Origin of the sequence: Streptomyces sp. NPDC008121 (assembly GCF_042957155.1) — a bacterium.
Classification (GTDB): Bacteria; Actinomycetota; Actinomycetes; order Streptomycetales; family Streptomycetaceae; genus Streptomyces.
This window is the reverse complement of record NZ_JBIBHT010000003.1, coordinates 239,413-253,249: the sequence shown is the minus strand read 5'-3', so window position 1 is coordinate 253,249 and position 13,837 is coordinate 239,413. Positions and strand designations below refer to the sequence as shown.

The following is a 13,837-nucleotide window of genomic DNA, read 5'->3' as shown; positions in this document are numbered from 1 at the left end:
GCGATGCTCGGCGCCGTGGAGACCAGGTCAGTCAGCCCCGTGTTCGTCGGCCGGGCCGGTGAACTCACCGCCCTCACCGACGCCCTCGCCCGCGCCCACGCCGAAGGCGAGCCGCAGGCGCTGCTCGTCGGCGGCGAGGCCGGTGTCGGAAAGACGCGCCTCGTCGAGGAGTTCGTCGCCGCCGCCTGCGGGCGGGGCGCCGTCGTCGCCGTAGGGGGCTGCGTGGAGGTGGGCGCGGACGGGCTGCCGTTCGCGCCCTTCTCCACGGCCCTCCGCTCGCTCAGCCGCCGGCTCCCCGGCGAACTGGCCGCCGCCGCCGCGGGCCAGGAGGGCGAACTCGCCCGACTCCTCCCCGAACTCGGCGAGGTCGGCAGCCACGAACCCTCCAACGAGGACTCCACCGCCCGCCTCTTCGAGCTCACCGTACGGCTCCTGGAGCGGCTGGCCGCCGACCGGACGATCGTCCTCGTCCTGGAGGACCTGCACTGGGCCGACGTCTCCACCCGTCACCTGCTCGCGTACCTGTTCCGCACCCTGCGCCGCGGCCGGATCGTGGTCGTCGCCACCTACCGCGCCGACGACATCCACCGCCGCCACCCCCTGCGCCCGCTCCTCGCCGAACTGGACCGGCTGCGCACCATCCGGCGCATCGAGCTGTCCCGGTTCACCCGCACCGAGGTCCGCCGCCAGCTCACCGGCATCCTCGCCGCCGAACCGGACCCCGGCCTGGTCGACGAGATCTTCGACCGCTCCGACGGCAACGCCTTCTTCGTCGAGGAGCTCGTCGTCTCCCGCGAGACCGGCTGTTCCTCCGGCGTCCTCACCGACTCCCTGCGCGATCTGCTGCTCGTACGGGTCGAGACGCTCCCCGAGGGCGCCCAGCGAATCGCAAGGACCGTCGCCGAAGGCGGCTCCACCGTCGAGTACGCCCTGCTCGCCGCCGTCGCCCGGCTCCCCGAGGACGACCTCATCGAGGCGCTGCGGGCCGCCGTCGGCGCCAACATCCTGCTCGCGGTCCCGGACGGCGACGGCTACCGCTTCCGCCACTCCCTGGTCCGCGAGGCCGTCAGCGACGACCTGCTGCCCGGCGAGCGCTCCCGGCTCAACCGGCGCTACGCCGAAGCCCTCGAAGCCGACCCCACGCTGGTCAGGGCCGACGAGCGGGCCACCCGGCTCGCCACCTACTGGTACCGCGCGCACGACCCGGCCCGCGCGCTGCCCGCCGTGCTCCGCGCCTCCGTCGAGACCCGCAAGCGCGCCGCGTACGCCGAGCAGTTGCGGCTCCTGGAGCGCGCCATGGAGCTGTGGGACGAGGTCCCCGACGAGGTACGCCGCTCGCTGCGCCCCATGGACTACGCCGAGGCCTATCCGGCCTGCGGCTGCGACCCCGAGACCACCCCGCTGCGCTATCTGGACCTCCTCGCCGAGGCCGCCGTCGCCGCCCGGGTCTGCGGCGAACGCGAACGCGCCCTGAAGATAAGCAAGATGGCCCTGCGACTCCTCGAAGGCGAGGAGGGAGAGGAGAGCGACCCGCTGCGGGCCGCCTGGTTCTGGGCCCAGCGCTCCCGCATCGTCTGCGGCCTCGGCCGCTCCGACGGCTGGGCCGAGATCGCCACCGCCCAGGAACTCGTCCGCGGCCTCCCCCCGACGGCCGTCCACGCCTTCGTCCTCGCCGTCCTCGCCGGCTGGGGCATGCTCCACGCGCCAGGACCCGAAAGCCTCGCCGACGCCGAACGGGCCGTGGAGTACGCCCGCTTGGTCAAGGCGGAACCGATCGAACTCAACGCCCGGCTCACCCTCGGCACGCTCATGGTCTCCGCCGGCGACCGCGAAGCCGGCATCGCCGCACTGTACGAAGCCCGCGACCGCGCCCGCGTCATCGGGCTCTTCCACGAGTCCGCGCGCGCCGTCGTCAACCTCTCGCACGCCCTCGAGAACCTCGGCCGCTCCCGCGAGGCGGTCGAGGTCGCCGAGGCCGGCATCCGCTTCGCCCGCGAACACGGGCTGCGTGACAGCCAGGGCTGGATCCGCGCCAACCAGGCCGAGTCCCAGCTCTCCCTGGGACTGTGGGACGAGGCCCAGCGCAACTGCGAGTGGCTGGAGCACTCCGGTACCAGCTCCAAGCCCCGCGGAACCGTCGCCATGCGCCTCGCCCAACTCTCCGTCGCGCGCGGCGAGCTGACCACCGCCGCCGCCCAGCTCGCCGCCGCCCGCGGCCACTTCGGGCAGGCCGATCCGATGCCCCAGTACACCGTTCCGGTACGGCAGGCGGAGCTGGGCATAGCCGCCGCGAGCGGACGGATCCAGGACGTGCGGACGGTCCTCGCCGAGGCCGCGGAGAGCGGCTTCCCGCCGGGCACCCACCGCGACGGCTGGCCACTGCTCCTCATCGGCGCCACCGCGGAGGCCGACGCCCACGGCCTGCCCGCGGCCGAGGCGGGACGCGAGGCGTCACTCGACCTGATCCGCCGCTGCGCACGGCGGATGGAGACCCCCGCCCCCGTCTGGCGGGCCTACTCCCTGCACGTCTCCGCGGAGCTGGACCGGGCCGAGGGGCGGAGCTCCGCCGCGCGCTGGGCCGAGACCGTCGCCGCCTACGAACCGACGGAGCGCCCGTACCCGCTCGCCCGCGCCCGGCACCGCCTCGCCGACGCGCTCCTGGCCGAGGGCGGCCACCGCGAGGAGGCCGCGGCCCTGCTGCGCGAGGCGCACGCCACCGCCACGCGCCTGGGGGCGCATCCGCTGCGGGAGGAGGTCGACCTCCTCGCCGCCCGCGCCCGCCTGCCGCTGACCGCCCCGGAAAGCACCCCGGAGCCGGACCAGGCGGAGGAGGCCTTCCGTCTGACCCCCCGGGAGGTGGACGTGCTGCGCCTGGTCGCCGAGGGCCACACCAACCGCCGGATCGCCGAGGAACTCTTCATCTCCCCGAAGACGGCGAGCGTCCACGTCTCGAACATCCTCGCCAAGCTGGGCGTCTCCGGCCGCGGCGAGGCCGCCGCCCTGGCCCACCGCCTCCGCCTGCTCCAGGCCCCCGTCTGAGGCGCGGGCTCACTCACCGCACGTCGAGGCGGAGGATCCTGTCGTCCCCGTCCTGCGGGGTGCCCCGGGTGTCGGTCTCGCTGGTCGTCACCCAGAGCCGGCCGTCGCCCGCCGCCACCACCGTGCGCAGCCGGCCGTACTCCTCCGTCAGGAACGCCCGGGGCTCCCCGGCCGTCGTGGCGCCGGAGAGCGGGACGCGCCACAGCCGCTCGCCCCTCAGCCCGGCCATCCAGATCGCGCCGTCGGCGTAGGCGATCCCGCTCGGGGACGCGTCGGAGGTCCGCCACTGCGCCACCGGGTCCACGAAGGCGGGGTCGCCCGCCCGGCCCTCGGCCTCCGGCCAGCCGTAGTTCCGGCCCGGCTCGATCAGGTTCAGTTCGTCCCAGGTGGTCTGGCCGAACTCGGCCGCCCACAACCGGCCGTCCGCGTCCCAGGCCAGGCCCTGCACATTGCGATGCCCGTAGGAGTAGACCGGCGAGCCGGGGAAGGGGTTGCCGGGCGCCGGATCGCCGGCGGGCGTCATCCGCAGGATCTTCCCGCCCAGCGACCGCCGGTCCTGCGCCAGACCGGTCTCGCCCCGCTCGCCCGTGCCCGCGTAGAGCATCCCGTCCGGGCCGAAGGCGATCCGCCCGCCGTTGTGCACGTTCCCCTTCGGGATGCCGGTCAGGATCGCCTCGGGCGGTCCGAGCCGGTCCCCGGGCCCGCCGCCGTACCGCATCCGGATGATGCGGTTGTCCGACTCGGCGGTGAGGTACGCGTAGACGAAGCCGTCGCGCACGGCGAGGCCGAGGAGCCCGCCCTCGCCGCCGGGGACCACCCCCGGCACTTCCCCGAGCGGTGTCTTGGCACCGGACCGGCCGTCGACGCGGGTGACCGTCCGCTCGTCCCGGGAGGCGACCAGCAGATCGCCGTCGGGCAGGACGGCCACGCCCCACGGCGACTCCAGGTCCTCGGTGAGCGTGCCGGCGACGGTCACGCGCGCGGCCGGCGCGGAGGAAGGGGCCGGCGCGGAGGAGGCGGGCGGTGAGGTGGTGGCGGGCGGGGACGAGGGCGTCGCCCGGTCGCCCTCCGCGGCCCCGCCCGACGAGCACCCCGCCACCAGGACGAGCGCGGCGGCGCCCCACAGGCTCTTCACGGTGCGGCTCATGCTTCGGCTCACGGCTCGGTCCCTTCGGAACGGCGTCCCCTCCCCCCTTGATACACCGCCCGGCCCGCCGCCGTGCCCGATCACCCGGCTTCCGGCCGTGCGGGCCGCCCGCCCCGCCCCGGCCTCCGGCGGTCCCGCGTGCCCGGTCAGTCCCACGACCCCCGGGGCGGCGGCAGCTCCGCGATCTCCGCCAGGTCGGCCGCCGTCAGGACCAGCTCGGCCGCCCGCGCGTTCTCCACCGCCCAGCGCTCCCGCTTCGTCCCCGGGATCGGCACCACGTGCGGCCCGCGGCCCAGCGCCCACGCCAGCGCCACCTGCGCCGGGGTGACCTCCGCGCCGTGCCGCGCCGCCACCCGCCGCAGCCCCGCCACCAGGGGCTGGTTGGCCGCCATCATCTCGGCCGTGAAGCGGGGGTGCCGGGCCCGCGGATCGTCCGGCTCGAAGCCGCCGCCGGGGGTCAGCGTCCCGGTCAGGAAGCCGTTCCCGAGCGGCATCGCGGCGAGCAACCCCACGCCCCGCGCCTCGCACCACGGCAGCAGCCGCTGCAGCGCCTCCGGCGACCACACCGACAGCTCGGCCTCCACCGCGCTCACCGGGAACACCTGCTGGACCCGCTCCAGCTGCCGGATCGTTCCCTCGTACAGATCGCCGCCCCGCCGGGGCGCCCGCGCGCCGACCGCGCACAGGCCGAGCGCGCGTACCTTGCCCGCCGACACCAGCTCGGCCATCGCGCCCCAAGTCTCCTCGACGGGCACCTCCGGGTCCGCGCGGTGCAGCTGGTACAGGTCGATCACGTCCGTCTGCAGCCGACGCAGCGACGCGTCGCAGGCCCGCCGTACGTACCCGGGGCGGCCGTTGGCCACCACGTGCTGGTCGCCCACGAGCAGACCGCACTTCGTGGAGAGGAACACCTCGGCCCGGCGCTCCTTCAACACCCGCCCCAGCAACAGCTCGTTGGTGAACGGCCCGTACATGTCGGCGGTGTCGAGCAGGCTCACCCCGGCGTCCAGCGCCGCGTGCACCGTCCGCAGCGAGCGGTCGCCCCGCTGCTGCGAGCCGCTGTAGGCCCAGTTCATCGGCATACAGCCCAGGCCCACCGCACCCACGTCGAGCGCCGCCGCCCCGATAGTCCTGCGCTCCACCTGCCGGTACCCCTCCTTCTGCCGTCCCCCAAACTAACCAATGGGCCTCCGGATTCTTCGCATAGCCTCCCGGTCATGACACTCGACGACACGACCCCTGACGTGTGGCTTCCGATTCCCGCGGCGGAGATCGACGGACTTCCCGTACCGGGCGCGTCCGGGCCGAACTACCGCTTCTGGGACGGCGGGCCCGATTTCCCGGCCGACCCGGCCCGCTGCGCCTTCTACGTGGTGCCGTACATGAAGGGCTCCGAGATCGCCGTCCGGCCGCTCGCCCGGATGACCTCGCTGCGCGCCGTGCAGACCCTCTCCGCCGGAACCGACCACGTGACCCCCGGACTCGGCTCCCTCCCGCCGGGCGTCGAACTGTGCAACGCCAAGGGCGTGCACGAGGCCAGCACCGCCGAGCTCACCCTCGCCCTGATCCTCGCCTCGCTGCGCGGCATCCCCGGCTTCGTCCGCGGCCAGGACGCCGAGGAGTGGCGGGCCGGCTTCTACCCCGCGCTCGCGGACAAGTCCGTCCTCATCGTGGGGTACGGGTCGATCGGCGCCGCCATCGAGGACCGGCTCGCGCCGTTCGAGTGCGCGCGGGTGGTGCGCGTCGCGCGCTCCGCACGTGCCACGGAGCGCGGGCCCGTGCATCCGCTGTCCGAACTCGCCTCCCTGCTGCCTCAGGCTGACGTGGTGGTGCTCTCCACCCCGCTCACCCCGGAGACCCGGCACCTCGTCGACGCGGCCTTTCTCGGCCGGATGAAGGACGGCGCCCTGCTGGTGAACGTCGCCCGCGGGCCGGTGGTGGACACCGCCGCGTTGCTCAAGGAGACCGAGAGCGGCCGGATCACCGCGGCGCTCGATGTCACCGACCCCGAACCGCTGCCGGCCGGACACCCGTTGTGGCACGCTCCCGGTGTTCTCGTGAGTCCGCACGTCGGGGGCTCCACGTCGGCGTTCCTGCCGCGCGCCAAGCGGCTGATCGCCGCCCAGCTGACCCGGTTCGCGGCGGGGGAGCGGCTGGCGAACGTGGTCCTCACGACCTGAGCCGACGCGGTCGCGGCGGCCCGGGCGCGCCGGTTGGGCCCGGCGCCGGTGGTCGTGGTGCCATGGAGCCGGTGGGGACCGGGTCGTGCCGGCCCGGCCGGCGGGCCCCGCGGAGGCGGCGCTTCCAGGGCGCTGCCCCGGCGCACCGACGGCGCGTGCGCGGTGCGCTCCGGCCGTACTCTCCCCAGTCACGGAGAGTACTGCACCCCTGTCCCTGCGTGACCATCCTGGTGTATCGTCCCGATGTGGGGGACCGCGTCGAGTACGGGCAGACGCTGGGAGCGACGTGACGGGACATGAGATTCCGAGGGGGGCGACGGGTGAAGTACGGCCGATGGACCGACGATCCGACGCGGCGGGACCGCCGTCGACGACCCTCGCGCGCGACGCGGGACCACCCGCCGAGCCGGACGCCCGCCCGCGCCGGGTGCGGGACGCCACGGCCCTCCCGGCCCAGGCCGGCCAGCGCCCCGCCGAGGCGGACGACCGCCGACGTGGCGCTCCGCCGCCCGGGGGAGCCGGCGCCCCCACCGCCGCCCGGGACCCCCGGCCGCGGGAGCACGCCCGCCCCGACGAGGCGCCGGGAGCACCGATGACCACCCCCGGCGCCCTCATCGAGCGCGACCACTCCCGGGGAGCGGACCACGCCCCGGCCTCCGGCTCCGCGCCCCCGGGCGGTCGCGCCCGGCCCGTGTGGCGCCGCCCCGCCCCGCCCCGGCCCGGCTCCCTCGGACTCCTCACCCAGGTCCTCCTCGGCCTGGTCTGCGCGGGGTACGCCACCGGCGCGGCCCTCGGCTGGGGATCGGAGCGCCTCGCCCTCGTCATGGGGGACTTCGGGCTCAGCGCCGCGGCCCTTGCCGCCGGGGTCTCCTGCCTCCTCTACGCCCGCGTCCACAAGAGCCGCTTCCGCCCCGCCTGGCTCCTCTTCGCCTTCTCCTCCGTCATGGCCGCCGCCGGGAACGCCGTCTGGGGGTGGTACGAGGTCGTGCTCGACCGTGAGGTGCCCAGTCCCTCCGTCGCCGACCTCTTCTTCCTGCTCTTCGCCCCGCCCGCCATCGTGGGCCTGCTCGTCCTCGCCAAGAAGCCCGTCACCCGGGCCGGCTGGGTCTGCCTCGCCCTCGACGCCTGGCTCATCGGCGGCTCCCTGCTGACCCTCTCGTGGAGCCTGGCCCTCGCGCACACCGCGCACTTCGAAGGCGAGAGCGTCGCCCGGGCCGCGCTCTCCCTGGCCTATCCCCTGCTCGACATCGTGCTCGTCAGCATGGTCCTCGTCCTGCACTTCCGGCGGGCCCACGCGAACCGCTCGGCGACCAACACCGCCATCGCCGCCCTCGCCCTCACGGTCCTGTGCGACGCCCTGTTCACGTCCCCGCTGCTGCGCGAGAACTACACCTCGGGACAGCTCCTCGACGCCGGCTGGTTCGCGGGCTCGCTGCTCCTCGCGTACGCCCCCTGGGGGGTGCGCAGGCCGTCCGACCCGGCGGCCGCCCCCGCCGTGGCCCGCGGCCCACGCCCGCACAGCCGCCCGGTGGCCGGTTCGCTCGCCGCGCTCACGCCCTATCTCGCCGCCGCCGTCTGCACGCTCGGCATCCTGTACAACGTCATCGAGGGACGCAGTGTGGACCGCGTGGTCGTCTTCACCGGCTGCACGGTGGTCCTCGCCCTGGTCGTCCGCCAGGGCATCATGCTCCTCGACAACATCGCCCTCACCCACGAGCTGGCCCAGAAGGAGAACCACTTCCGGTCCCTGGTGCAGGGCTCCAGCGACGTCATCATGATCGCCGCGCCCAACGGCATACTCCGCTACGTGAGCCCCGCCGCCTCCGGGGTCTACGGCCGCGAGGCCGAGGAGCTGATCGGCTCCGAGCTGGCCTCCCTCATCCACCCGGACGACCTCGGCGCCGTCGTCCACGAGGTGCGCCGGTTCCTGGCCGCCTCGCCGGCCCAGGAGCCCACCGCCCGCATCGAGTGCCGCTTCCGCTCCGGCCGGGGCGACTGGCTCAACGTCGAGTCGACCGTCAACCGCCACCAGGGCGGTCTGATCTTCAACAGCCGGGACGTCACCGAACGGGTCCGCCTCCAGGCCCAGCTCCAGCACAACGCCGAACACGACCCGCTCACCGACCTGCCCAACCGCGCCCTGTTCACCCGGCGGGTCAAGGGCGCCCTCGGCGGCCGCCGCTCCTCCGACCCCGGCACCGCCGTCCTCTTCATCGACCTCGACGGCTTCAAGGGCGTCAACGACCGGCTGGGCCACCAGGCCGGCGACGAGCTGCTCGTCCAGGCCGCCCGGCGCCTCCAGGACTCCGTGCGGGCCGGGGACACCGCCGCCCGCCTCGGCGGCGACGAGTTCGCCGCCCTGATCCTCGGCGACGGCGGACGGGACCGCGCGGCCCGCGAGACCCAGGTCCAGGAGATCGCCGACCGGCTGCGCCTCACGCTCTCCCAGCCGTACCGCCTGGAGGGGGGCGACGACGTGCGGGTCGCCGCCTCCATCGGCGTCGCCTTCGCCGAGCCGGGCATCAGCGCCGGGGACCTGCTGCGCAACGCCGACCTCGCGATGTACCGCGCCAAGGCCGGCGGCAAGGACCGCGTCGAGCTGTACGCCCCGCAGATGCAGGCCGAGGTCGTCCGCAGGACCGAACTGGCCACCCGGCTGCGCACCGCCCTCCACGACGGCGAATTCGCCCTCCTCCACCAGCCGGTCGTCGACCTCGCCACCGGCCGGATCGCCGCCGTCGCCGCCCAGGCCCGCTGGCGCTCCGCGCAGGGCATCCTCTTCACCCCCGCCGAGTTCCTGAGGGCCCCCGACGACAGCGACCGCACCGCCGACCTCGGCCGCTGGCTCCTGGAGGAGGCCGTCGAGCAGGCCGCCGAACGGGCCAGAATCGGACACCGCACACCGGTCTCCATCCGCCTCTCCGCCCGCGGACTGCTCGACCGCTCCCTGCCCCTCGGCTCCGTCGAGGCGCTGCTCACCCGCCACGGCCTGCCGTCCGGCTCCCTGATGATCGAACTCTCCGAGAGCGACCCCCGCGTCCTCGTCGACGACCTCGAACAGCGCCTCGTCGCCCTGCGCCGGCTCGGCGTGCGGATCGCCCTGGACGGCTTCGGCAGCGGCCACGCCGCCTTCCACGCCCTGCGCCGCCTCCCCGTCGACATCCTGAAGCTGGACAGGGGCCTGGTCGAAGGCGTGGTCGAGTCCGCCCGCCTCCGCAAGATCACCAGAGGACTGCTCCGCATCGCGGGCGACCTCGGCCTCCAGTCCGTCGCCGACGGCGTGGACGTACCCGAGCAGGTGATCGCCCTGCGCTCCATGGGCTGTACGCACGGCCAGGGGACGGCCTTCTCCGGCCCGCTCGACGAGTACCGGCTGCGCCGCGCGCTCGTACGGGACGGCTATCCGGTCCCCGGTCGCACGGCCGGGGCGGTCCCCGTACCGGCCGGAAACCATCCCCCGATCGGCTCACATGTTGAGACGCCTGTCCCACCCACTTGACACTGACAGTGCGTCGGGGGGAGGGTCAGTGCCATGCGCACCCGAATTCTCGTACTTGGAAAGCGCGTCGGCTGAAGCAGGGCCACGAAACGGCCCGGCTTGAACGCTACCGACGCGCTCCCCTCGCTTGCCTCCCGGCACGAGGGGTTTTTTGTTGCACCGGCTCCCCCCAAACCCTCGCAAAAACCCTCTGCTTCGAGAAGAGAATGCTGATGACCGAGCAGGCCTCCGGGCACCATCCGCAGCCGCGGGCCCGTAACGGCGGACAGGCCGCCACCACCGTCGAGCACGTCACGGGTGCGCAGTCCCTCATCCGTTCTCTCGAGGAAGTGGGAGCCGACACCGTCTTCGGGATTCCGGGCGGCGCCATCCTCCCCGCGTACGACCCGATGATGGACTCCAAGCGGGTCCGCCACATCCTGGTGCGCCACGAGCAGGGCGCGGGCCACGCCGCGACCGGCTACGCCCAGGCCACCGGCCGTGTCGGCGTCTGCATGGCGACCTCGGGCCCCGGCGCCACCAACCTGGTCACCCCGATCGCCGACGCCCACATGGACTCCGTCCCGCTCGTCGCGATCACCGGGCAGGTCGCCTCCAAGGCCATCGGGACGGACGCCTTCCAGGAGGCGGACATCTGCGGCATCACGATGCCGATCACCAAGCACAACTTCCTGGTCACCAAGGCCGAGGACATCCCGCGGACGATCGCCGAGGCGTTCCACATCGCCGCCACCGGCCGCCCGGGCCCGGTCCTGGTCGACATCGCCAAGGACGCCCTCCAGGCGAAGACGGTCTTCAGCTGGCCGCCGCAGACGGACCTGCCCGGCTACCGTCCGGTGACCAAGCCCCACGCCAAGCAGATCCGCGAGGCCGCCAAGCTGATCACGGCCGCCAAGCGCCCCGTCCTGTACGTCGGCGGCGGTGTCCTGAAGGCCGGCGCCACCGCCGAGCTGAAGGTCCTCGCCGAGCTCACCGGCGCCCCCGTCACCACCACCCTGATGGCGCTGGGCGCGTTCCCCGACAGCCACCCGCTGCACGTGGGAATGCCGGGCATGCACGGTGCGGTCACCGCCGTCACCGCGCTGCAGAAGGCCGACCTGATCGTCGCCCTCGGAGCCCGCTTCGACGACCGCGTCACCGGCAAGCTGGACAGCTTCGCCCCCTTCGCCAAGGTCGTCCACGCCGACATCGACCCGGCCGAGATCGGCAAGAACCGCACCGCCGACGTCCCGATCGTCGGGGACGCCCGCGAGGTCATCGCCGACCTGGTCCAGGCCGTCCAGGCCGAGCACAGCGAGGGCAACCAGGGCGACTACACCGCCTGGTGGACCGACCTCAACCGCTGGCGCGAGACCTACCCGCTCGGCTACACCCTGCCCGAGGACGGCAGCCTCTCGCCGCAGCAGGTCATCCAGCGCATCGGCCAGCTCGCCCCCGCCGACACCATCTACGCCGCGGGCGTCGGCCAGCACCAGATGTGGGCCGCCCACTTCATCGACTACGAGAAGCCGGCCACCTGGCTGAACTCCGGCGGCGCCGGAACGATGGGGTACGCCGTCCCGGCCGCCATGGGCGCCAAGGCCGGCATGCCGGACCGCCCGGTCTGGGCGATCGACGGCGACGGCTGTTTCCAGATGACGAACCAGGAGCTCGTCACCTGCGCGCTCAACAACATCCCGATCAAGGTCGCCATCATCAACAACGGCGCCCTCGGGATGGTCCGCCAGTGGCAGACCCTCTTCTACAACCAGCGCTACTCCAACACGGTGCTGCACTCCGGCCCGGACGCCACCGGCCTGGAGCCCTCCAAGGGCACCCGCATCCCGGACTTCGTGAAGCTGTCCGAGGCCATGGGCTGCGTCGCGCTGCGCTGCGAGGACCCGGCCGACCTGGACAAGGTCATCGCCGAGGCCAACGCGATCAACGACCGTCCCGTCGTGGTCGACTTCATCGTCCACGAGGACGCCCAGGTCTGGCCGATGGTCGCCGCCGGCACCTCCAACGACGAGGTCATGGCCGCCCGGGGCGTCCGCCCCGACTTCGGCGACAACGAAGACGACTGAGACCGAGAGCCGTAGGAAGAGGAACGACCCACATGACTAGGCACACGCTCTCCGTCCTGGTGGAGAACACCCCCGGCATCCTGGCCCGGATCGCCGCCCTGTTCTCCCGGCGCGGCTTCAACATCGACTCGCTCGCCGTCGGTGTCACCGAACACCCCGACATCTCCCGCATCACCATCGTGGTCAATGTCGAGGACCTGCCGCTTGAGCAGGTGACCAAGCAGCTCAACAAGCTGGTCAACGTCCTGAAGATCGTCGAACTCGAGCCCAGCGCAGCGATCCAGCGCGAGCTCGTCCTGGTGAAGGTCCGCGCCGACAACGAGACCCGCTCCCAGATCGTCGAGATCGTCCAGCTGTTCCGCGCCAAGACCGTGGACGTCTCGCCCGAGGCCGTCACCATCGAGGCCACCGGTTCGAGTGACAAGCTCGACGCGATGCTCAAGATGCTGGAGCAGTTCGGCGTCAAGGAGCTCGTGCAGTCCGGCACGATCGCCATAGGGCGCGGTGCCCGGTCCATCACGGACCGCTCCCTGCGCTCCCTCGACCGCAGCGCCTGACCCCTCCCGCGACCGCCGGGCGGCCGACACCCGTCCGGTCGGCGGTCCGCCTGGCGAGACCCGACAACCTTCCTTCCGCCGACCGCCGTACGGTGGGAAGCAACACCAGCACATCAAGGAGATTCCCAGTGGCCGAGCTGTTCTACGACGACGACGCCGACCTGTCCATCATCCAGGGCCGCAAGGTCGCGGTGATCGGTTACGGCAGCCAGGGCCACGCCCACGCGCTGTCGCTCCGTGACTCGGGTGTCGACGTCCGCGTCGGTCTGCACGAGGGCTCCAAGTCCAAGGCGAAGGCCGAGGAGCAGGGCCTGCGCGTGGTCACGCCCGCCGAGGCGGCCGCCGAGGCCTCCGTCATCATGATCCTCATCCCGGACCCGATCCAGGCCCAGGTCTACGAGGAGTCCATCAAGGGCAACCTGCAGGACGGCGACGCCCTGTTCTTCGCCCACGGCTTCAACGTCCGCTTCGGCTTCATCAAGCCCCCGGCCAACGTCGACGTCGCCCTGGTCGCCCCGAAGGGCCCGGGCCACCTGGTCCGCCGCCAGTACGAGGAGGGCCGCGGCGTCCCCGCGATCGCCGCCGTCGAGCAGGACTCCACCGGCAACGCCTTCGCCCTGGCGCTCTCCTACGCCAAGGCCATCGGCGGCACCCGCGCCGGCGTCATCAAGACGACGTTCACCGAGGAGACCGAGACCGACCTCTTCGGCGAGCAGGCCGTCCTCTGCGGTGGCGCGTCGGCGCTGGTGAAGGCGGGCTTCGAGACCCTGGTCGAGGCCGGCTACCAGCCCGAGATCGCCTACTTCGAGTGCCTCCACGAGCTGAAGCTCATCGTCGACCTCATGTACGAGGGCGGCCTGGAGAAGATGCGCTGGTCGGTCTCCGAGACCGCCGAGTGGGGCGACTACGTCACCGGCCCCCGCATCATCACCGAGGCCACCAAGGCCGAGATGAAGAAGGTGCTCACCGAGATCCAGGACGGCACCTTCGCCAAGAACTGGATGGACGAGTACCACGGCGGTCTGAAGAAGTACGACGAGTACAAGACCCAGGACGAGCAGCACCTCCTGGAGACCACCGGCAAGGAGCTGCGCAAGCTCATGAGCTGGGTGAACGACGAGGAGGCGTAAGCCTCGCGCGCGGGGCCGGACAGGGTGTCCGGCCCCGCGGCGCATCGTTGGACAGCCCGTCCAACCACGGACGGGTGATCCTTCCAACGAGGCGCATGATGTGCGCCGACGCACCACTACACTCTCAACAACATTCGCGTTCAGGCCCACAGCGTCGTGCGCTTTCACGCGGCAAGCCCCCTCCACCGCATGCGGCCGTCGGGACGGCCGTCCGCACTGGAT

At 73.2% G+C, this 13,837-nt stretch carries 8 protein-coding genes; 6 read left to right on the top strand and 2 right to left on the bottom strand.

From position 1 onward, the window contains the following. The first annotated feature begins 3 nt into the window (after positions 1 to 3). Positions 4 to 3,039, top strand: a complete 3,036-nt coding sequence (locus ACFZBD_RS11255) for an AAA family ATPase (protein WP_391139660.1) — start codon at positions 4 to 6, stop codon at positions 3,037 to 3,039. Positions 3,040 to 3,052: 13 nt separating this feature from the next. Here the strand turns inward: ACFZBD_RS11255 and ACFZBD_RS11250 are convergent, their stop codons facing one another. After that, positions 3,053 to 4,186 (bottom strand): PQQ-dependent sugar dehydrogenase, encoded by a 1,134-nt coding sequence (locus tag ACFZBD_RS11250; RefSeq protein ID WP_391138990.1) that lies wholly within the window; start codon positions 4,184 to 4,186, stop codon positions 3,053 to 3,055. Between the two features lie 146 nt (positions 4,187 to 4,332). Next, on the bottom strand, positions 4,333 to 5,328 hold the full coding sequence (locus ACFZBD_RS11245; protein ID WP_391138987.1) for an aldo/keto reductase: 996 nt from the start codon (positions 5,326 to 5,328) through the stop codon (positions 4,333 to 4,335). A 75-nt stretch (positions 5,329 to 5,403) separates the two neighbouring features. Here ACFZBD_RS11245 and ACFZBD_RS11240 point away from each other — a divergent pair, with 75 nt between their 5' ends. The 5 genes from ACFZBD_RS11240 to ilvC all read left to right on the top strand — a co-directional run bounded on the left by ACFZBD_RS11240 (position 5,404) and on the right by ilvC (position 13,615). Further along, positions 5,404 to 6,366: an NAD(P)-dependent oxidoreductase gene (locus ACFZBD_RS11240; protein ID WP_391138985.1), complete on the top strand. Its 963-nt coding sequence runs from the start codon at positions 5,404 to 5,406 to the stop codon at positions 6,364 to 6,366. Between the two features lie 592 nt (positions 6,367 to 6,958). After that, on the top strand, positions 6,959 to 9,865 hold the full coding sequence (locus ACFZBD_RS11235; protein ID WP_391139659.1) for an EAL domain-containing protein: 2,907 nt from the start codon (positions 6,959 to 6,961) through the stop codon (positions 9,863 to 9,865). A 206-nt stretch (positions 9,866 to 10,071) separates the two neighbouring features. Then, complete coding sequence (locus tag ACFZBD_RS11230) at positions 10,072 to 11,928, top strand: acetolactate synthase large subunit (protein ID WP_391138983.1); 1,857 nt, start codon at positions 10,072 to 10,074, stop codon at positions 11,926 to 11,928. A 32-nt stretch (positions 11,929 to 11,960) separates the two neighbouring features. Then, positions 11,961 to 12,485: an acetolactate synthase small subunit gene (gene ilvN / locus ACFZBD_RS11225; RefSeq protein WP_391138981.1), complete on the top strand. Its 525-nt coding sequence runs from the start codon at positions 11,961 to 11,963 to the stop codon at positions 12,483 to 12,485. Positions 12,486 to 12,613: 128 nt separating this feature from the next. Further along, positions 12,614 to 13,615, top strand: a complete 1,002-nt coding sequence (gene ilvC, locus ACFZBD_RS11220; RefSeq protein WP_391138979.1) for a ketol-acid reductoisomerase — start codon at positions 12,614 to 12,616, stop codon at positions 13,613 to 13,615. Positions 13,616 to 13,837: the final 222 nt, after the last annotated feature.